Genomic DNA, 18,676 nt, shown 5'->3' with positions numbered 1-18,676 from the left:
GTCCCGGGTTCTAAAATCGCCCGGCCATGTCCCATACCGAACCCAGCTCCCGGCCCGTCCGCTCCCAATACGAGGATTTCGTCCGCCACGTGCTCGCCCACGGCGTTCGCAAGGCCGACCGCACCGGCACCGGCACCACCAGCGTGTTCGGCTACCAGATGCGCTTCGATCTGGCCGAGGGCTTTCCGCTGATCACCACCAAGAAGGTGCACCTGCGCTCCATCATCCAGGAGCTGCTCTGGTTCCTCACCGGCTCGTCCAGCAACAACTGGCTGCGCGAACGCAACGTGACCATCTGGGACGAATGGGCGCGCGAGGACGGCGAGCTCGGTCCCATCTACGGCGTGCAGTGGCGCAGCTGGCCGACGCCCGACGGCGGCCACATCGACCAGATCGCCCAGGTGATCGACACGCTCAAAAAGAATCCCGATTCGCGCCGCATCATCGTCAGCGCCTGGAACGTGGCCGAGCTCGACAAGATGGCGCTCATGCCCTGCCATGCCTTCTTTCAGTTCTACGTGGCACCGCCGCAGGAGCCGGGCGGCCGCGGCAAGTTGAGCTGCCAGCTCTACCAGCGCAGCGCCGACATCTTCCTGGGCGTGCCCTTCAACATCGCCAGCTACGCCCTGCTCACCCACATGGTGGCCCAGCAATGCGACCTGGACGTGGGCGACTTCGTCTGGACCGGCGGCGACTGCCACATCTACGCCAATCACCAGGAGCAGGTCGCCGAGCAGCTCTCGCGGGCGCCCTACCCCTATCCGGTGCTCAAGATCGCGCGCCGGCCGGCGTCCATCCTCGACTACCAGTTCGAGGATTTCGCGGTCGAGGACTACCGCAGCCATCCGGCCATCAAGGCGCCGGTCGCCGTCTGACGTGGCGCCGCGTGTCCATCTCATCTTCGCGCGCGCGGCCAACGGCGTGATCGGCCGCGACAACGCCTTGCCCTGGCATCTGCCGGAAGACATGGCGCATTTCCGCGCACTCACCCGCGGCTGCCCGGTCGTCATGGGCCGCAAGACCTGGGACTCGCTGCCCGAACGATTTCGGCCGCTGCCGGGGCGGCGTAACATCGTCGTCACCCGGCAGGCCGGCTGGGCCGCGACCGGCGCCGAAGCCGCCGGCGGCCTGCGCGCGGCGCTGGCACTCTGCGACGGCGCCGCCGACGTCTGGGTGATCGGCGGCGCCCAGATCTACGCCGAGGCCCTGCCCTTCGCCGACGGGGTCGAGGTCACCGAGATCCACCGCGATTTCGACGGCGACGCCTTCGCGCCGCTGCTGCCGCCGCAGGATTGGTGCGAGGTTTCGCGAGAAGACGGCCGCTCCGCCGACGGCCTGGCGTTCAGCTTCGTGCGGCACGAGCGCGTCCAGGGCTGATCCGTTCCCCGCGCCAGTCGCGGGCTTCGCTTTTCGGACTTTTTCACTTCGCATTTCTTCGATCACGCTTCGTTTTACGTTAGTGATCGTTCGCTTACCGCAGGCCTACTCGTGCTCGGCTCTCGCATTCCGCGATGGCGTCAACGAGGATTGCGATGCAGCAGCGCAACCGGCCGCGAAGGCCCAAGAGGATGACAAGCCTGGCCCTCACGGCGGCCCTGGCGCTGGCGATGGTGGCCGCCGGCGGACCTGCACAGGCGATGCCGGTGAAGTTCCGGAGCAGCAATTTCAAGTACGTGGTCGACGGCAAGCCGGTGCGCGATGTTCTGCGCGATTTCGGCGCGAGTCAGGGCATGGTGGTGGCCGTGGCGCCGGACGTCGAAGGCTCGGTCGTCGGCAAGTTCGATCTCACCCCGCGCCAGTTCCTCGACCTGCTGGCGCTTTCCTACGGCTTCGTCTACTACTACAACGGCGCCGTGCTGCACGTATCCGCCTCGCAAGGCATGCACAGCACGCTGATCCGGCTCAACTTCGCGCGCATCCAGCAGTTGCGTGAAACGCTGGAGCGGATGAACGTGGCCGAGCCGCGATTTCCCATCGTCTACGACGAAACCGCCAACACCGCGCTCGTCGCCGGTCCGCAGGAATACGTGGACGTGATCCGCGAGATCGCGGTGCAGCTCGAAAAGCGCACCCGCGTCGGTGGTCGTGCGGTCTCGCGGGTGTTTCCGCTGCGTTTCATCCATGCCGGCGACCGCACGACCGGCGAAGAAACCCACGCCGGACTGGCCTCGCTTCTGCAGGAACTCTATGCCGGCGAAGGCCAGCGCGCCGGCACGCCGGCTGCCGCCACCAGCGGACTCAAATCGGAACGGAGCCTGGCCCAGAACGTCGCGCCCGCACTGGGCGCCGCGCAGCCGGAGAAACCGATCGATAGCGGATCCATCACCCTGCGCCGCGCGTTCAACCTCGACGCCAAGCCGGGCAGCAGCGCGCCCGCCACCAGTTCCACCAGCTTCTCGCCGACGGCCCTGCCCACCCGCGATCCGCTGTCGGACGAGGAATCGGCGGAAAACGAGTCCCTGCCGGTCATCGTCCCGGACGTGGCCAGCAACAGCATCGTGATCCGCGACCTGCCCGAGCGCATGCCGGCCTACGAAGCGCTCATCGCCAGCCTCGACCGCCAGCCGCGCATGGTGGAGATCGCGGTGCAGATCATCGACATCGCCGAAGACGCCTTGAGCGAATTCGGCGTGGACTGGAACCTGAGCACCCGCCGCGTCGCCGCCCGCAGCGGCGACGGCGGCTCGACCTCCGCCTACGACGCCGGCGGCGGCATCCTCACCGCGGTCATCGGCAATTCGGCCCACGCCTTGCTCGCCCGCATCGCCGCACTGGAGCGCCAGGGCCAGGCCCGCATCAGTTCGCGACCCAAGGTGGCCACGCTCAACAACGTGCAGGCGGTCATGACCAGTGAGAAGACCTTCTACGTGAAGGTGCCCGGCTACCAGACGACCTCGCTCTACAACGTGTCGGCCGGCCTCGACATGCGCGTCACGCCCATGGCCACGATGGAGACCGACGGCTGGCGTATCCGGCTGGATGTGCAGGTCAACGACGGGCAAATCTCCGCCACCGAAAGGGTCGACAGCCTGCCGGTGGTGACCCGCAGCCAGATTGGCACCCAAGCCTTCGTCAGCCAGAACGAAAGCCTGCTGCTGGCCGGCCACACCGTGGAGCAGACCGAGGAATCGACCACCGGCGTGCCGCTGCTGTCGAAGCTGCCGGTGGTGGGCGCGGCGTTTCGCCAGACCTCCACCAACCGCACGCGCACCGAACGTCTCTTCCTGGTCACGCCCCGCGTGCTCGACTGACGGTTCCGGGCGCACGCGTGAAAAGCGAAGTGCTTCCGAAACCGCGACAACACTTCGCTCCGGATGCCGCCCGAAAGCGAAACGAAGACGAAATTAGCAATGGGCCGGCTTTTTCCGACCCACCTACCCGCCCCGGACATCGGGGCATTGCACCAACGAGGCCCTCATGATCCAGGTCAACAATTTCTATCCCACCAACGGCATGTTCGCCAAGCCGCTGCTGATGGACCACGTTCCATACGAGCACATCAGCCGGTCGGCCCGGGATTGCGGCTGCCACCAGCATCGCCAGTTCTTCAACGACAACCGCGATCAGATCGAGCAGCGCTGCCGCGACCGCAGTCCGCACGCCTACCGCACCGACCCGAGCGGCTGCCGCTGGGAAAACGGCCGCGTCGCCCAGACCCAGATCACCCAGCAGAGCGATACGGCCACCACGCTCAACGTCGGCAACAACAAGGTGTCGATCGACAAGAACAACTCCCTCATGCATATCCAGAATGCAGACGGAACAGCGCAGACGGTGGACTTGAAGATGTGGGGCGATCCACATCTCACCAGCCAGGGCCAGGAACTTGGCACCGTGAAGAACGACATCATGTTCACGCTCAAGGACGGCAGCCAGATCAAGACGCTGATGGGCGACGGCAATGGCGGCCCACCGGTTCCGGGGCAACCAAGCTACCTCAACACCGTCGTCGCGCGTGCCCCCGACGGCACCGGCGCCATCGTCACCAACATCAGCGGGCCGGGCACGCTCGGCGTCACGCCCCTGGATTCGAGCTACTCCAGCGAATTCATGGAGAACCGGACGCTCGGCAAGTTCGGCACCTACGAACCGAGCCGGGTAGCGGTGGACCGCAACGGCAACATCATCGACCAGAGCAACGGCCAGATCGTGCACGATCAGTACGCCCTGGACCGACTCGACCGCGAGCAGGAGGCCAACGAATCCGCCCGCAACCTGGTGGGTCGGGGCTACGTGCCGCAGCGCCTGGCCGACCAATACGACTGCGACTTCGACCAGTACGACGACGCCATGCGCAACGAGTGCGAAAGCGAGATGTCCGGCATGCTCGGCATGCTGAGTCGCCTCCAGTCGATGCTCGGCGACGTCGGCCGGGCCGAGCTGCCCCTGGCCCGTTTCATGCTGAGGTCGCTCGCCGGCATGCAGGGCATGAGCCTCTACGCATAACAGGCGGCTGCCGGCACCATGTCCGAAGAAAAAACCAAGCCGCCGACGCCCAAGAAGCTTCAGGACGCACACGAAGAAGGCGAGTCGATACGCAGTGTCGACGCCACTTCTGCCGGCGTGCTGGCCGTGGCAGCGGGCGCGCTGTGGTTATCCGCCGGGTTCCTGATGGATCGATTCACCCGGCTCTTCGACATGGTGTGGGAGCACCTTCCGCGCGAGCACGAGTCCGTCGTGCCACTGTTGTCGGCCATGGCCGGCGAACTCTGGTTGCTCACCGTGCCCTTCGCCATCGTCACGATGGCCGGCGCCGCCATCGCGCTGATGCTGCAGGGCTCCATGACGATGTCGGCCAAGCCGGTGATGCTCAAGCTGGAGTCGGTCAATCCGGTGGCCGGGCTCAAGCGGATCTTCGGCATGAAGGCGATCATCGAAGCCGGCACCACCCTGCTGAAGGGCGGCGCCCTGCTCGCGCTGCTGTACTTCAGCCTGGAGCAGCTGCTGCCGCTGCTGGTCGGCGCGACCGCCCGGTCGCCCGAATTCCTCGGCGTGCTGATGTGGCAGGTGCTGATGCGTCTGGTGTTCATCTCGCTGGCCCTGTTCATCGTCTTCGGCGCCATCGACTACGGTATCCAGCGCGCCATGTTCATCCGCGACCACCGCATGAGCGAAGACGAGGTCAAGCGCGAAAACAAGGAACAGAACGGCAACCCGGAGGTCAAGCAGACCCGCAAGGAGCTGGCGCAGGAACTGCTGCTCGGCGACGCGCCCGCGGCCGCCGTGAAGTCCGCCAACATGGTCGTGGCCAACCCGATCCACTTCGCGGTGGCCATCCACTACCAGCGCGGCGGCGTGCCGCAGGTGGTGGCCAAGGGTCGCGACGACGTGGCCCTGCAGATTCGCGCCCTGGCCGAACTCCACCACGTGCCGGTCATCGTCAATCCGCCGCTGGCGCGCACGCTCTACAAGGTGCCGCTGGGCTCGGGCATACCGCGCGAATGCTTCCAGATGGTCGGGCTCATGCTGCATTGGGTCGACCAGCTGGGCGCCACCCGCGACGCGCCGGCCACGGAGCCGGGCGCATGAAAGCCAAACGCCCTTTCGGCGGAGAACTGGCCACGGCGGGCCTGGTCATCGCGATCATCGGATTGATGATCCTGCCGCTGCCGCCGCCCATCATCGACGCGCTGCTGGCAGTCAACATCACGCTCAGCGTGCTGCTGCTGATGTCGGCGCTCTACGCACCCACCGCCGTCTCGCTGTCGTCCTTTCCCTCGCTGCTGCTGTTCACCACGCTGCTGCGCCTGTCGCTCAACATCGCGGCGACCAAGGCGATCCTGCTGCACGGCGACGCGGGCCACATCATCGAGAGCTTCGGCAACCTGGTGGTGGGCGGCAACCTGCTGGTGGGCCTGACCGTCTTCGTGATCATCGCTGCGGTGCAGTTCATCGTGATCGCCAAGGGCTCGGAGCGCGCCTCGGAAGTCAGCGCACGGTTCGCGCTCGACGGCCTGCCGGGCCAGCAGATGAGCATCGACGCCGAGCTGCGCGCCGGCTCCATGACCGCCGAGGAGGCCCGCAAGAAGCGGGCGATGCTGGCCATGGAGAGCAAGCTGCACGGCAGCATGGACGGCGCGATGAAGTTCGTGAAGGGCGACGCCATCGCCGCCCTGGTGATCACCATCATCAACATCTGCGCGGGCATCACCATCGGCGTGAGCTACCACGACATGAGCATGGGCCTGGCGGCGCAGAAGTATTCGGTGCTGTCCATCGGCGACGCGATGGTGTCGCAGATCCCGTCGCTGCTCATCTCTGTGGCCGCCGGCGTGCTGACCACCCGGGTGCTCGACACCCGCACCACCAAACGCGATTCGCTCGGCCAGGAAGTCGTGCGCCAGCTCGGCGGCAATGCGCCGGCGATGTACATGTCGAGCCTGCTGCTGCTGGGCTTCGCCGCCGTTCCCGGCTTTCCGTATCCGCTGTTCCTGATCGCCTCCGGTGGACTGGCCTTCGCGGCACGCCGCCTGCAGCGCCAGAGCGCCGCAGGCGGCCCGTCGACCGGCGAAGAAGGCGGCGGCGAAGCGAGCGAAGGCGGCCGCATGCCATCGTTACGCGGCTACGGCGCCAAGGGCGACGCACCGAGCATCACCGAGAACGCGCCCGCTTTCGCCAGCCCGCTGGGGCTGCGGCTGTCGAGTGCGATGGTGCCGCGTATCGAGCCGGCCGCACTCGACGAAGCCTTCAAGCGCGAACGCGCCGCCCTGGAAGAGGAGTACGGCGTGCCCTTTCCCGGCATGGCGGTCTGGTCCAGCCCGTCCATGACCGCCAGCGGCTACGACGTACTGGTGCAGGACGTGCCGATGCAAAGCCGCCCCTTGCCGCCGCCCGACGCCAAGGGCCTGGAGGGCGCGCTGGCCGCCGACGCGGTGGCCGTGCTGGCGCGCAACGCGCATCTGTTCGTCGGTATCCAGGAAACGCAGTGGATGTTCGACAAGCTCAACGCCGACTATCCGGGCCTGATCACCGAGGTGCAGAAAGTGCTGCCGCTGCAGCGGGTCGCCGACGTGCTGCGACGACTGCTGGAGGAACAGATCCCGATCCGCAACCTGCGCTCCATCCTGGAAAGCCTGGTGTATTGGGGACCGAAGGAAAAGGACGTGCTGGTGCTCACCGAGTACGTGCGCGCGGACCTCGGCCGCATGATCGCCTGGCGCGCCGGGCGCGGCGGCCGCCAGCTGCGCGCGGTGTTCCTGCAGGTCGACCTGGAACAGCTGATCCGGCAGGGCATCAAGCCGACGCCCACCGGCAACTTCCTGACCCTGCCGCCCGAGCAGGTGACGGCCGCCATCGAAGCCATCGAGCGCATCGCCGGCACGACCCCCTGCGACGACCTGGCCGTAGTTACCGCCATGGACGTGCGCCGCTATGTGCGCCGCATGATCCAGCAACGGCTGCCCTGGCTGGCGGTGTACTCGTTCCACGAGCTGGCCGATCACCTGGAGCTGGTGTCGGCCGGCGAAGCCCGCACGGGCTGATGCGGGCCGGGCCGCGGGCGCGGCGGGTGCTCAGAAGTGGGTCACCCGATTCTCCTCGTCCTCGTCGCCCATCGCTTCGTAGACCTGCTCCACGAGCGTGCCCATGCTCCCCCGGATGGTCGCCAACAGGCCGGACTGGTCCGGCGTCCGATCTTCCGGTGGAATCTGCTCCACCAGCCCCGCGGCGACCACCATGGCACGTACATCTTCGGCCCTTCGCACGTAGGCATCGCGCATGCGTCGGTCCGCGCCGGGTTCGAGGTTGCCGTTGCGGTCTTCGGCGATCGCCGCATCGAAATCGGCGATGACGGCCCGGTTCATCGCGTCGTAGATCAAACCGATCTGCCCGACCGTCCATTCACCGGTGCGGCCTCGGGTGAGGCGGCCGACCTCCTGCGGATGGTCGCGCACGAAGTTTTCCATGGCCTGACCGAAGGCCCGTGCGAGTCGCTCTTTCTGCTGCCGCTCGAGGTTGCCACGCACCTTCTTGCCGACGAAGTTGAGCGATGTGGCCACCGCCGTATACGACAGCGCATAGGCGATAACGGTGGCGGCACCCGCCAATACCAGGAATGCCGCTTCGTTGGAGTGTGTGGTGTTCGCGAGCAGCTGACCCAGCGGCATCAGCGTGTCGATAGTCGTGGTCGCCAGGTAAACGGCCAAGGCCGTTCCGGTCACCCCGAACGTGAGCTTGCGAGCCACGCTCACGCCATTCAGGTACTGCGTCGCCGCCGTATGGAAGGTGTTGCCCAAAGCCTCGCCGAGCGGCGGCCTGCGCTCTTCGCGGATGGCGCGTAGGTCTTCGCGGTTGGCGAACAGCGGCAAATTCACCATGCGGGGCTCGCCACCCGGGCTCTGGTGGCGGATCTCGACCCGCTCGCCCATGCGGTCGAGATTGCCGGCCGCCACGTGCCCGGCGCTCGCTACGCCGGAAGCCGCAGCGGACAGCGCCGCGCCACTCAGCGGCGCCAGGTTCAATCCATGGCTCCGTTGCAAAATCGAGAGGTAGATCTGCCGGGCTGTGTGACAGGTCGCGAACAGCGGCGTGCCGTATTTCAGGTTGAAGAAGCTGGCGATCCGCAGCATCTCGGCCTGCCGGGCCGCGACCTCGGCCCGTCGCAACGTATTGATCTCCATCTCGGCGGCATAGTCCACGCCTTCCTTGAGCGTTCCGTCCGGTTTCATCGGCGAAGGCAATGGATGGATCAGGGCGGGATCTACCGCCACGATCGACATGTCCTGGCCGCCACTCAGCAGCACCGCGATGGCATCCACCAGCGGCCGCACGAGCGTCGCCGAGATTCCGGTCATCACGCCGTAGGTAGCCGCACCCGGAACAGCACCCAGCAGGTTGAAGAGCACTTGGCGACCCGCGGCGCTCGCGGTAAATTCGCCCGCCGGCACGGTGCCGAAACCGGTGTGCGCATGGTTCATCGCGGCATTGACCTCCGCCACCATCAAGGCGAATGCGCCGAAGTTGAGCGCCCCGGTGAGCCCGGCGCCGATGGCCGAAGCGATGAGCGCGCTGGCCGTTCGACACCGCGCCAGCGAGGCACCGCCACCATCCACGAACCGGACGAACCTTGCGTGCGCCGTCTGCTCGACCCGCGACCGCTCCAGCCGATCGTCGAGCCATTCCATACCCAGCTCTTCCAGCACCGCCTGCAAGGCGGGCTGGGCGAAGTCGGCATCTTGCGTGTCGTAGTACACGTCGGCTCCGTGGAGCTCTGCGCCGCGCTCACCGAGCATCTTGACCACGAAGCCGTCGGCTCCGTTCTGGACGCTCATCGGCTGCAGGTCTTGCTCGCTAGTCGCCATGGTCGTTTGGCTGTCGTTTAACCGCTGGGGAAAGGTCGGCCGCGACGAGCTGATAGGTTGGAGACGAAATGACATGGAGTCTTCTTCTTTTTCGATGGAGCCACCATGATTTCGCCAAGCGATCCGCCCTCGCACCGGCCGGCCACGAAGGGCCGCCCACCCAGACGAACGGACGCCTGGAGGCTCAGAGACTCACGCTGATGGAAAAGCCTGCCGGCAGCTCGGCCGCCACCAAGCGCTCCAGCGCGAGCGCATGGGCGTGGAGCAAAGCCCGGGCGTCCCAGTCGGTGGTCTCGAATCGCAAGGCCAGCAGGCCGGGCGAGTAAGCCAGGTGCAGCACGGTGGCCGGCAACAGGTCCGGGTCGAGCGGAATCCGGGCGCTCCAGACGCACTGCGCCTGCTCGAAGCGGCAGACCATGCCGATCGTTTCGCCGACATAACGAACGCGCGGGTCGACATCCGGCTGTTCGATGTCTGCCGCATCGCCCGGCAAGGCACTGGCGGCATCGTTGCCGTCCTGGCCGTCTCCTTCTCCACTGCCCTGCCCGCCCTGTTGCCCTGACTCGGGTGCTGCCAGGACAAGCGATGCCCTCAGGCCGTCGCGCTGCGAAGCCGATGCGCTTTCTGCGGCGGTGGCTGCGTTGCGCCACGGAATCGGTGGTCTGGGCAGCGGCGCCGGCGCCATGGGCGCCTGGTAGCGCGGAGGCGTTGGCGGCGGCGCAGGAGGCGGCGCCACGCGGATAGGCGACGGGAGGAAGTCCGAACCGCTCATCGCATGCTGTGCCACTTGGCCACCATCGCGGGCAGGTCGGCCAGCGAGAGGTATTGGCGGATGTCGGCGAGAAACACGCTGCTGAAGAGCACCATCGACAGCATGGCGATGGCGCTCTTCAGGGGCGTGCCCAGCGGCGAGGTGTCGACGTTCTTGGCCGCGCGCGACACCATGCCCAGGCCCACGTCGACGAATGCCAGCAGGAACAGGATGGGCATGGCGAGCGACACCGTCGTGCGTGCCAGATGGCTCAGCTGGATCTCGGCGAAGGCCTCGGGAAACCGCGGCCATTGCGGCGTGGCGTCGAGCACCGGCCACCAGAGGTAGGTCTGTCCCATCACGCCCAGCAGCACCAGCATGCCGCCGGAAGCCCAGAACACCGCGATGAACATCTGCAGCAGGGTGTCCGACACCGGCGTGCTCTGCTCCGAGCTCGACGGGTTGATGAGCTGCACGTTGTTGAAGCCCGCCAGGTTGTCGACCAGCGCGCCCACCGATTGGGCGATCCAGAAACCCTGGCCTGCGGCGAAGCCGATGGTGAAGCCGATCAGCGCTTCCCGCAGCGCCATGGTGATGAGGCCCTGCGGCGTCGCCGCCGTTATGAAGTCGGCAGGCGACGCGCCGGCGGCCACATGGATCGCGAAGACGACCCCCAGCAGATGGCGGATGGTCGCGGTCATGGCGGGTTCGTCGGTGGCCGGCAGCACCATGAAGCACACCGCCGGACGGATCGCGAAAAGCAGCACCATCGCGCCCCACACCTGGATGTGGACGAGCAGGTCGTAGAGCGAGTCGCCGATCACCCCAGCGCCTCCAGCGCATCGAGGGTTTCGTAGAAATCCACGATCTCGGTGACCGGCTGCGCCAGAAAGCGCTGGATCTCGTCGTGCCGTTCGATCGCTTCGTCCACCTCGCGGTCGCTTCCGGCCTTGTATTCACCGATACGCACCAGCGTCTCGACTTCGCGGTAGCGCGCGAGCAGACGCCGGACACGGCCGGCCGATTCCATCTGGTGCGGATCGACCACCTCGGACATCACACGGCTGAGGCTGGCCGGCACGTCGATTGCGGGATAGTGGTTGCGCGCGGCGATTTCTCGCGACAGCACCATGTGGCCGTCCAGGATGCCGCGCACTTCCTCGGCGATCGGGTCGGAGCCGCTGTCGTCCTCGGCCAGGATGGTGTAGAGCGCGGTGATGGATCCGCGCGGCGACAGGCCCGGTCGCTCGAGCAGCCGGGGCAGCTCGGCAAAGATGGAGGGCGGAAAACCGCGCCGCGTCGGTGGCTCGCCGGCGGCCAGGCCGATCTCGCGCTGCGCCCGGGCGAAGCGGGTCACCGAATCCATCATCAGCAGCACCTTCAAGCCCTGGTCGCGGAAATACTCCGCGACCGCAGTGCCCACGTGCGCGGCCTTGGCCCGTTCCACCGAGGATCGGTCCGAGGTGGCGCATACCACCACGCTGCGCCGCATGCCTTCGGGGCCTAGCACCCGTTCCACGAATTCACGCACTTCCCGACCGCGTTCGCCGATGAGCGCGATCACGTTCACGTCGCAGCGCGCACCGCGCGCGAACATCGACAGCAAGGTGCTCTTGCCGGTACCCGCTGGCGCGAAGATGCCCATGCGCTGGCCTTCGCCGAGCGTCAGCAGGCCGTCGACGCACCGCACGCCGGTGTGCAGCGGCCGGGAGATCATCGGCCGGTCCATCGGCGCCGGCGGCGCGCACATCATCGAGCGCTCCTCGGTCGTCACCACCGGCCCGCGGCCGTCGATAGGCTCGCCCAGCACATCCACCACGCGTCCCAGCAGACCCTGGCCGACCTTCACCTGCAAGGGCCGGCCGGTGCCGATCACCAACGTGGAACGCGAAAGCCCGGTGGCGCCACCCATGGGCATGAGCAAGGCATGGTCGGCTGAGAAACCGACCACCTCGGCGTACTGCAGCAGCTTGCCGGAGCGGTCGCGCAGTTCACCGCAGACCGCGTCGAGTCCGCTCGCGCGCACCAGCGTGCCGATGACCTCGACGATCTTGCCGGCGGTCGTGACGGCCGGCTTCCAGCGCAACGCCGGCGCCTGCACCGCCGCGTTCACCAGTTGCCTCCTGCCTGGCCGCGCGCCAGGCGGCCCAGCCCGGCCACGCGCTCGGCCCGATCCGGATCGCCGGGTTCATCGTGCCCGTCGGGCTCGTCGTCGAAGTCGTCCAGATCGTCGTACTCGTCATCGAAGGCGGGCAGCCCCGGAAACGCGGAGCCTCCCGGATAAGGCGCGATGCCGGCGCGCCTGAGGTCGAAACCAGGCGGCGGCTCCACCATCGAACGCGGCGTGGGCATGGGCATGAGTGGCGGCGCAACCGTGGCGGCCGCGACGGAGCCCGGCTCGGCGACGTCGTCCAGGTCGTCCGGCAAACGCAGTCCGTCGAGAGCGCCGAGCGCTGCCTGGCGCAAGGTGGCCAGTTGTACCGACAGGCTGGCGTCGACATAACCCTGTGCCGACTCGCAGATGCAATGACCGCGCTCGGCCTGGTCGGACAAGACGAGCTTCACCACCGTGCCCTCACGCCAGAGTGGCTTCATCCTGTCGATCGCCTCCTGGGCCACTGCCTGGTCGTCGGGGTGGATCGCGACGGTGAGCGCGAGGTCGCGCTCGGCCAGCGCATCGAGCGCCTGTAGCGCTGCCGACATATAGGTGGACGACTCGTTCTGCACCAGGCTGGCGGTGGCCTGGCTCACCATGTCGGCCAGGGTCTCGCGAGTCGAACCGAAGCGCCCGGCCGCCCGCTCGCGCTGACGTCGTGCGTCGGCATGCCATTGGCGAACGGCGTCGCGACGACCCTGCGCATAGCCCAGTCGCCGACTCGCGGCGGCGTCCTCGCGGGCCTTGTCGATCAAGGCCGTCGCCTCGGTCTGCGCCCTGGCCACAATGTCGGCGGCCTCCGCCTGGGCGGTGGCCTTCATGGCGGCGAGCAGGTCGGCGGCCGCGGCCTCGAGACCCTCGATGCTCGCCAGCGATTCCATCGCTTCGTGGGGAATGATGTCGTCCTCGAAGGCGACATCGACGCGCCCGCATTTCAGCCACACAGCCATGGCGCCTCCGGTACCAGCCGATCCAGGCGTTGCACGACCCACGCGCTACCGTCGCGCGCACCTGGAAAATCATCGAGATCCGACGGGCGGCCCAGGTTCTTCGCAAAACCGAGCCGCAGCCATTGCAGCAGGCCGCGCTCGGACCAGACGCCGTCGCGTTCGAACAGACAGAAGCCCTCCCAGGCCAGGCTGTCGGGCACCGCCTCGGCTCCCGGCAAAGGCAGGCCGTCGGCGTCGCGCTCCATGCCATCGGAAGACTCGCGCAGGATCGTTTCGAACACGGTCGGATGCACCCATTCGGCCAAACGCCCGCGCACGGACTGGTCGAGGCAGCGCCGCAAGGCGGGGCGGTGCCTGAGCAGGCCTCGCGTACGCAGCACGCGGCACACCAGCCGGGACGGCAGCGCCGCGATGCGATGGGCAGCGTGGTCGAAAGCCTCGGCGTCCGGCGTTTCCACGCCGAGCGCCACCGCCAGACGGGCCGCGCCGGCGGGCGTCGTGGTGGCCGCCAGGCCGATGCCGAAGCTGTCGCGCCAGCTCGGATGCACCCACGACGGCAGTTGGCGCAAGGCCTCGGCGTACGAGCGAAAGCGCTGCATCGTCGTGTCGTGCGACGTGCCGGCACGCAGGACGATGGTCATGCCACCACCTCGGCGCGAGCGGGCGTCTGCCGTACCAGGCCCAACCGGCGCAAGGTCCGCAGGATGACCGGCATCGGCCAGATCCCGCGCGCCGCCCGCTCGGGGCGTTTCCACGCCCAGCCGGTCAGCAGGCCCAGGCACGCCAGCAGGGAGCCGAGCAGCGCCAGGGCGACCGCCAGCGTCGTACCGGATTCGGACGGGTCGGGCAGGCTCGGGGCCGCCGGATCGCCCGGCACGAAGGTCACACTGACCTGTTCGTAGCTCAAACCCTCGACGCTGTGGGCCACCAGGTTCTTCACCGGCGACATCAGGCTGGAGACCGCCAGGTCCGGCCGGTACTTGATGAACACCGAAGCGCTCGAGGGCTTGACTTCGGTGGCCAGCGGATCGTTGTTGGGCAGCACGATGTGGACCCGTGCCACGATCACACCGTCCATGCGCGACAGCGTTTCGGACAGTTCCTGGGAGATGCCGTGGACGAAGCGCACCCGCTCCTCGACCGGCGTGGAGATGAGTCCGTCTTTCTTGAACAGCTCGCCCAGGCTGGAGAAGTGGCTGCGCGGCAGGCCGCGTTCACGCAGCAGTTCCAGGGCGCGCACGATGCGGTCTTCGGGCACCCGGAGGTTCCAGGTCTTGCCGTTGTCGGGGCTGGCCTTGTCGGCGGCGATGCCGGCCGACAGCAGCACGGCCAAGGCCTCGTTGCAATCGGGCTCGCTCATGGCGGTGAACAGATCCGACCGGCAGGCGCAGAGCGTGACCACCAGCAGGCAGAGGGCGACACGCCGCAGGCGCAGGAGGGTCGTGCTCATTTGTTGTTCAGCACGGTCTCAACGGTCTTGCGGGTCAGCTTGGCGGCTGAAATCACCAGACTGTTGAGCGTCTTCATGTTGTTCAGGTCGACGCTTTTCTGCGCGGCGTCCCTGATCGTCTGCACCAACGACATGTTCGGCGGAGGCGGTGCCGTCACCGAAGCCATGACTTGGTTGCTCATGTCGGACGGCATGCGGACCATGCTGCCGAGCAAGGACGGCGGCCGAGGTGGCGCCGTGGCGGTCAGACCGTCCATCCATTGGTCGAATTCACCCGATGCCAGCTGGGCTGCAGAACGGGCATCGGGAAGAATGCCGGCTGTTGCGGAAGGCACAGTACCGGCGTCAGCTGCGATTGGATTCATGGTCAAGCCCTCAGCGAAAAGTTGAAAGATGTGGCCCGGTGATCGGGCGCGGGCAAGCGCACCTCAGGCTGATCCGGGGTTGTCCTCATGGCCTGGGCGGCGTCCTGGACCTCGCGCCCCATTCCGAGTGCGGGGCCGATGATTTCGCGAACAGCCTGGTCACCGTTTTCATAGAGCTCCCGTGCGGCGCCCCACCAGCTCGGCTCGCCGAGCGACTGCTGACACAGCACCGCCAATGCCTGACAGCTCGGATCATCCAAACCGCTCCAGATCTGCATGGCTTCTACATATTCACCGAGCCCGAAATGGACGAGGGCCTGAAGTTCTCGTCGGTCGCTTTGGGGCGCCAGAATGGCAATGCACCGCAGCAGCAGCTGAGCGCCATGCGGCGTTGAACTTTGCATCATCGGAATGACGGCACGGACCATCGTGCGCGCCATTCGAGAACGGGCAGCAGCGTCGGCGGGTATCGGCGTATTCAGGCGCGCATCCATTGGTATTTTCCTGACGAGATTCCATTAAACATTTCGTCGATGCAGTCCAAGATATTCTTTCGCCAATAGATCGCATGCTCGGCAAAATGTGCAAGGGTATCGGCCAGCCATCGACCCGTGGCGCCAGGCCCGAACGTTCCACGCACCGAAAGCACAACCCCACCTGTATCAGGGTCCATGCCGATGACGGCGTCGTCCTTGGCATAAACGAGAATATTGGCCTCCAGCATCAAGCGGAAAACCTTCAGGGTGCGTCCAGCGGCGATAGCGCCGAACTGATAGGAAAAGAAAAAATGCTCGGCTCCTGCGGCAGGGCGAGTGAAATTCACTTCCATCCCTTTGACTTGCACCTGTTTCCTCCTGAGTATTTCCGGCGGATACAGACCGACCGTATCGCAGAATTCACGAAGGAGATCTGTCAACTTGTCTTCTTCTGCCATAGGTTATTGATTAAGAGAGCGCCGAATGCGTGGTTAGCGAGTTCGGCGGTTGAGAGAGCTTTAGCGCACCAGTTACACGGTTTGCAATATATTCTCGGCTACTTTTTGTCGATAAGCCGGACCGGTGCGCTTCAAAGCCGCAGCGGATTCCTCATTTTTAATGGTGTTGGCGTCTTCAGCCGCCTCATCTATCTCCTTAGATGCAATTTTGGTCTGAATTTTTCCAGCCGCGATATTCCCTAATGCACTTTTAAGATTGCTCAATGTGTTGCCGATTTGCAATGCCATTTCAAATACTCCAAAAATCCCGAACCGCGGGAGACGGCTTCATTCAAAAAGAATGAATCAGTAATTCATTCGATCGACTTTTCGCAATCGGTCGTCAGAAAATCAGAGAGTTGGCTTAATCCGTCATACAACGTCTGCCATTCAAGACGAGCGGCGGAACCGCGCTGCTGCTCCAACGCACGTACGACGTCGCGACGGCAGGCATGCAATGCCGAAATCGCCGCGGCCAACCCTGTCGCGTCGTCGCTCGCCACTCCTTGCGTCAGGCGGGCAATGGCGTCCTCGTGTTCCTGGGTGAAAACTTCGAACATGGCTACCTCGCTATGGCGGTGTTGTCCTGGAACACCTTGGCGCCGTCGGGTCGCTCCGAATAGCGCAGGGCGTCGGCCACGATGGCCGAACTGAAAGGTGCGGCCGCCCGGTGGCGGCGCTCCAGGGAAAAATTGATGCCCTTCACATTCGCCCCCAGATCCTTGGTCAGCGGTCCAGCGCTCTCGCGAACCGCGGCGGGATCGGCCACGATGCCTTCGATCTCGAAGCGCCCGGCGCCCACGTATCGGGCGTGAACGCCGGGGAGGCGCAAGGCCGCTTCGATCGTGGAAGCGATGTCGTCGGCGACTTCCCATTGCATCACGACCGGTACGCCGGATGTCCGCTCCACCTCCAGCGTCGCGCTGCGCACGGAGCGACCGGCGTTGGCGTCGGGCACGAGCCCGGCGAGGATCACGGCGTCGCGCTCCTCGCGTACCTGCAGTTCCTTGAAGCCTCGGCTTTCCAGGCTCTGCTTGAGCAACTGCGCCGCCTGTTCGGGGCGCGCCGGCGGCGTCTGGTGCGTCGGGGCGTCGGATCGGCCGTAAAGCGCGCTGACAGCCGCCAGCAATCCGGCGCCGATGAATCCGGCGCGCATGCCCCACGAGGCGCGGCGCGTCGCCGGCGCGCTCGATTCACCGACAACCGGCTTGTTCAGCAGCGCCACCAGTTGGGCGTCGTCGGGCCACGGCTGGTCCGAAGCACCGACGCACAGCACCACGTCGCCGAACCGGCGCGGAACCAGGTCTGCCCAAGCATCGCCAGCCGCTGCCTGTGAGGCTTGCCCGGTTGCCTCGTCCCCTGACGGCAATACGATCACGCGCCCGGCCGCATCTACTGCGATCGACAGCATTGGCTCGGTCCAGTCCAGCAGTTCGATGGGCGTGGCGTCCGGCGTCGACAGGGCATCGCTTATGGCGGAGCTGCCGACGCGGTAAAGCCCTGGCGCCAATGCCAGTCGCGCCCCCGCATGCAGGCCGGCCAGAACACGCAAGGTCTTCACGCGGCGCTCCCCACGGGCTGCTCAAACGCCTCGATCTGAAGCGGGCGGGGCATTCCGGCCATGACCAGTACAGGCAACAAGGGGCGGACACTGTCGGTGAGCAAGGTCGCCACGCGTGGCGTTGAATGCTCGAATCGATCCGCTTCCTGCGCCAGAAGGTCCTGGGCGGCGCACAGCACATCGCGGGCGTCGGACACCAGATAAGGCCCGTTCGCGTAACGCGCATACAGCGGTCGCATCAGGTCCAGAAACTCCTGGCAGGCAAGCCGTATGGGGCCGAGCGCATCGAAGCCCTTGCCGGCACGATCGGTCTTGACGGTCTCGGCGATCTGTTCGACCAGGTCGCGCATGAAGCTCGGCAGCAGGCCGACCATCACGGTGCGCAGAAATGCGTTCATGGACTCCTGGCCGTGGGTGGCGTGATGGACCCCGCAACGCTCCGCCAGGCCGGCGGCGTACGCCGTCATGTTGGCAAAGGGTGGCGATGCGGACTTGGTCGTCGCGTCGAGAAATCCGTCCTCCAGCCTGGGTAGCGGTCGCATGCCCGCCGATCGATCGCCTTGCTGTTCGCCGTTCTGCTCCGAGGACTGGCCGGAGCCACCGCCGTAATGGAAACGTGCTCCACCGAGCGCCCCATTCAACAGGCCTTCTTCCTCGGGCGACGAGTCTTCACCTCGCTCCTTGCGCCCGCCGTCGGCCGCGCGGTTGCCGCGCTGCGCGGCCCGCGGCCTTGTCGGCAGCGCCAGCAGCGCATGGACCTCGGGCGAGATCTGCTGGTCGGGCGTCGCCGGAGCGGCGACGCCCGGTGCCGTCGGCAGTGCCTGGCCGCTACCGGTGCCGGGCGCGTTCTGCCGGTAGGTCGGACTCACCGGCACCAGGCTGATGGGAGGCAGGAAATTGCTCATGGACGGAACGCCGCCTGCAACAGGGTCTGCGAGAAATGGACGATCCGCGCAGCCGACCACGAAGCGGTGACCGCGATGACGGCCGACACGATCAGGAGCTTGATGCCGTGCGAAATGCTGGCGTCCTGCAAGGACGTGACGGCCTGGATGAAGGCCACCAGCAATCCGATGACGGCCGAGGCCACGATGGCCGGCAACGAAGCCAGCAGGCAGACCAGCATGGCCTGCGATGTGAAGCGGACGATGTCGTCGGGATTCATGCGAATG

21 protein-coding genes are annotated in these 18,676 nt (G+C 66.4%); 6 read left to right on the top strand and 15 right to left on the bottom strand.

Annotation, left to right across the window (positions count from 1 at the left end; translation table 11 throughout):
- The first annotated feature begins 26 nt into the window (after positions 1-26).
- The 6 genes from R9X41_RS04710 (at position 27) to R9X41_RS04685 (ending at position 7,481) form a co-directional block, all read left to right on the top strand.
- Entirely contained in the window at positions 27-875 is an 849-nt protein-coding gene (locus tag R9X41_RS04710; protein ID WP_318633732.1) for a thymidylate synthase, read from the top strand.
- A gap of 1 nt (position 876) precedes the next feature.
- Positions 877-1,377, top strand: coding sequence for a dihydrofolate reductase (locus tag R9X41_RS04705; RefSeq protein WP_318633731.1), 501 nt, complete (start codon positions 877-879; stop codon positions 1,375-1,377).
- Between the two features lie 191 nt (positions 1,378-1,568).
- A complete protein-coding gene (gene sctC / locus R9X41_RS04700) occupies positions 1,569-3,251 on the top strand; it encodes a type III secretion system outer membrane ring subunit SctC (RefSeq protein ID WP_318633730.1) in 1,683 nt (560 codons plus the stop codon).
- Between the two features lie 166 nt (positions 3,252-3,417).
- Complete coding sequence (locus R9X41_RS04695; protein WP_318633729.1) at positions 3,418-4,446, top strand: hypothetical protein; 1,029 nt, start codon at positions 3,418-3,420, stop codon at positions 4,444-4,446.
- Positions 4,447-4,464: 18 nt separating this feature from the next.
- Entirely contained in the window at positions 4,465-5,529 is a 1,065-nt protein-coding gene (locus R9X41_RS04690; protein ID WP_318633728.1) for an EscU/YscU/HrcU family type III secretion system export apparatus switch protein, read from the top strand.
- Positions 5,526-7,481 carry an FHIPEP family type III secretion protein gene (locus R9X41_RS04685; RefSeq protein ID WP_318633727.1) on the top strand — a complete coding sequence of 652 codons (1,956 nt, stop codon included), beginning with the start codon at positions 5,526-5,528 and terminating at the stop codon, positions 7,479-7,481. The genes R9X41_RS04690 and R9X41_RS04685 overlap by 4 nt, the downstream gene beginning before the upstream one ends.
- 30 nt (positions 7,482-7,511) lie before the next feature.
- On the opposite strand, the gene R9X41_RS04680 is transcribed toward R9X41_RS04685, so the two are convergent.
- The 15 genes from R9X41_RS04680 to sctS form a co-directional block, all read right to left on the bottom strand.
- Positions 7,512-9,269 (bottom strand): hypothetical protein, encoded by a 1,758-nt coding sequence (locus tag R9X41_RS04680; RefSeq protein WP_318633726.1) that lies wholly within the window; start codon positions 9,267-9,269, stop codon positions 7,512-7,514.
- Between the two features lie 214 nt (positions 9,270-9,483).
- On the bottom strand, positions 9,484-10,071 hold the full coding sequence (locus tag R9X41_RS04675) for a type III secretion HpaP family protein (protein ID WP_318633725.1): 588 nt from the start codon (positions 10,069-10,071) through the stop codon (positions 9,484-9,486).
- A complete protein-coding gene (gene sctT / locus R9X41_RS04670; protein ID WP_318633724.1) occupies positions 10,068-10,874 on the bottom strand; it encodes a type III secretion system export apparatus subunit SctT in 807 nt (268 codons plus the stop codon). Before sctT ends, R9X41_RS04675 begins: the two co-directional genes overlap by 4 nt.
- Positions 10,871-12,166: a type III secretion system ATPase SctN gene (gene sctN / locus R9X41_RS04665; protein WP_412556694.1), complete on the bottom strand. Its 1,296-nt coding sequence runs from the start codon at positions 12,164-12,166 to the stop codon at positions 10,871-10,873. The genes sctT and sctN overlap by 4 nt, the downstream gene beginning before the upstream one ends.
- Positions 12,160-13,155, bottom strand: a complete 996-nt coding sequence (locus tag R9X41_RS04660) for a FliH/SctL family protein (protein ID WP_318633722.1) — start codon at positions 13,153-13,155, stop codon at positions 12,160-12,162. The genes sctN and R9X41_RS04660 overlap by 7 nt, the downstream gene beginning before the upstream one ends.
- Positions 13,140-13,796 (bottom strand): type III secretion protein HrpB4, encoded by a 657-nt coding sequence (locus R9X41_RS04655; protein ID WP_318633721.1) that lies wholly within the window; start codon positions 13,794-13,796, stop codon positions 13,140-13,142. The genes R9X41_RS04660 and R9X41_RS04655 overlap by 16 nt, the downstream gene beginning before the upstream one ends.
- Positions 13,793-14,605: a type III secretion system inner membrane ring lipoprotein SctJ gene (gene sctJ / locus R9X41_RS04650; RefSeq protein ID WP_318633720.1), complete on the bottom strand. Its 813-nt coding sequence runs from the start codon at positions 14,603-14,605 to the stop codon at positions 13,793-13,795. The genes R9X41_RS04655 and sctJ overlap by 4 nt, the downstream gene beginning before the upstream one ends.
- Positions 14,602-14,970, bottom strand: coding sequence for a hypothetical protein (locus R9X41_RS04645; protein ID WP_318633719.1), 369 nt, complete (start codon positions 14,968-14,970; stop codon positions 14,602-14,604). The genes sctJ and R9X41_RS04645 overlap by 4 nt, the downstream gene beginning before the upstream one ends.
- Before the next feature lie 2 nt (positions 14,971-14,972).
- Positions 14,973-15,464, bottom strand: a complete 492-nt coding sequence (locus R9X41_RS04640; protein WP_318633718.1) for a hypothetical protein — start codon at positions 15,462-15,464, stop codon at positions 14,973-14,975.
- Positions 15,449-15,904, bottom strand: a complete 456-nt coding sequence (locus tag R9X41_RS04635; protein ID WP_318633717.1) for a CesT family type III secretion system chaperone — start codon at positions 15,902-15,904, stop codon at positions 15,449-15,451. The genes R9X41_RS04640 and R9X41_RS04635 overlap by 16 nt, the downstream gene beginning before the upstream one ends.
- A 72-nt stretch (positions 15,905-15,976) precedes the next feature.
- Complete coding sequence (locus R9X41_RS04630) at positions 15,977-16,192, bottom strand: hypothetical protein (RefSeq protein WP_318633716.1); 216 nt, start codon at positions 16,190-16,192, stop codon at positions 15,977-15,979.
- Positions 16,193-16,257: 65 nt separating this feature from the next.
- A complete protein-coding gene (locus R9X41_RS04625) occupies positions 16,258-16,503 on the bottom strand; it encodes a hypothetical protein (RefSeq protein ID WP_318633715.1) in 246 nt (81 codons plus the stop codon).
- Between the two features lie 2 nt (positions 16,504-16,505).
- The gene (locus R9X41_RS04620) at positions 16,506-17,504 is read right to left on the bottom strand and encodes a hypothetical protein (RefSeq protein WP_318633714.1); all 999 of its coding nucleotides are present in this window, start codon (positions 17,502-17,504) and stop codon (positions 16,506-16,508) included.
- A complete protein-coding gene (locus R9X41_RS04615) occupies positions 17,501-18,409 on the bottom strand; it encodes a hypothetical protein (protein WP_318633713.1) in 909 nt (302 codons plus the stop codon). Before R9X41_RS04615 ends, R9X41_RS04620 begins: the two co-directional genes overlap by 4 nt.
- Positions 18,406-18,669, bottom strand: coding sequence for a type III secretion system export apparatus subunit SctS (gene sctS / locus R9X41_RS04610; protein ID WP_318633712.1), 264 nt, complete (start codon positions 18,667-18,669; stop codon positions 18,406-18,408). The genes R9X41_RS04615 and sctS overlap by 4 nt, the downstream gene beginning before the upstream one ends.
- Positions 18,670-18,676: the final 7 nt, after the last annotated feature.

This window comes from Xylophilus sp. GOD-11R (genome assembly GCF_033546935.1).
In the GTDB taxonomy this organism is placed as follows: domain Bacteria; phylum Pseudomonadota; class Gammaproteobacteria; order Burkholderiales; family Burkholderiaceae_C; genus Xylophilus.
Note: the sequence above shows the minus strand (reverse complement) of the source record. Positions and strands in the feature narration are given on the sequence as shown.

What these genes read in the sequence shown, in the direction of transcription:
- sctC (WP_318633730.1), top strand. Translation starts at nt 1,569, where the DNA reads ATGACAAGCCTGGCCCTCACGGCGGCCCTGGCGCTGGCGATGGTGGCC.
- R9X41_RS04660 (WP_318633722.1), bottom strand. Translation starts at nt 13,155, where the DNA reads ATGGCTGTGTGGCTGAAATGCGGGCGCGTCGATGTCGCCTTCGAGGAC.
- R9X41_RS04680 (WP_318633726.1), bottom strand. Translation starts at nt 9,269, where the DNA reads ATGAGCGTCCAGAACGGAGCCGACGGCTTCGTGGTCAAGATGCTCGGT.
- R9X41_RS04635 (WP_318633717.1), bottom strand. Translation starts at nt 15,904, where the DNA reads ATGGCAGAAGAAGACAAGTTGACAGATCTCCTTCGTGAATTCTGCGAT.
- R9X41_RS04640 (WP_318633718.1), bottom strand. Translation starts at nt 15,464, where the DNA reads ATGGATGCGCGCCTGAATACGCCGATACCCGCCGACGCTGCTGCCCGT.
- R9X41_RS04690 (WP_318633728.1), top strand. Translation starts at nt 4,465, where the DNA reads ATGTCCGAAGAAAAAACCAAGCCGCCGACGCCCAAGAAGCTTCAGGAC.
- R9X41_RS04710 (WP_318633732.1), top strand. Translation starts at nt 27, where the DNA reads ATGTCCCATACCGAACCCAGCTCCCGGCCCGTCCGCTCCCAATACGAG.
- R9X41_RS04695 (WP_318633729.1), top strand. Translation starts at nt 3,418, where the DNA reads ATGATCCAGGTCAACAATTTCTATCCCACCAACGGCATGTTCGCCAAG.
- R9X41_RS04685 (WP_318633727.1), top strand. Translation starts at nt 5,526, where the DNA reads ATGAAAGCCAAACGCCCTTTCGGCGGAGAACTGGCCACGGCGGGCCTG.
- R9X41_RS04615 (WP_318633713.1), bottom strand. Translation starts at nt 18,409, where the DNA reads ATGAGCAATTTCCTGCCTCCCATCAGCCTGGTGCCGGTGAGTCCGACC.
- R9X41_RS04655 (WP_318633721.1), bottom strand. Translation starts at nt 13,796, where the DNA reads ATGACCATCGTCCTGCGTGCCGGCACGTCGCACGACACGACGATGCAG.
- R9X41_RS04625 (WP_318633715.1), bottom strand. Translation starts at nt 16,503, where the DNA reads ATGTTCGAAGTTTTCACCCAGGAACACGAGGACGCCATTGCCCGCCTG.
- R9X41_RS04675 (WP_318633725.1), bottom strand. Translation starts at nt 10,071, where the DNA reads ATGAGCGGTTCGGACTTCCTCCCGTCGCCTATCCGCGTGGCGCCGCCT.
- sctS (WP_318633712.1), bottom strand. Translation starts at nt 18,669, where the DNA reads ATGAATCCCGACGACATCGTCCGCTTCACATCGCAGGCCATGCTGGTC.
- R9X41_RS04630 (WP_318633716.1), bottom strand. Translation starts at nt 16,192, where the DNA reads ATGGCATTGCAAATCGGCAACACATTGAGCAATCTTAAAAGTGCATTA.
- R9X41_RS04645 (WP_318633719.1), bottom strand. Translation starts at nt 14,970, where the DNA reads ATGAATCCAATCGCAGCTGACGCCGGTACTGTGCCTTCCGCAACAGCC.
- sctJ (WP_318633720.1), bottom strand. Translation starts at nt 14,605, where the DNA reads ATGAGCACGACCCTCCTGCGCCTGCGGCGTGTCGCCCTCTGCCTGCTG.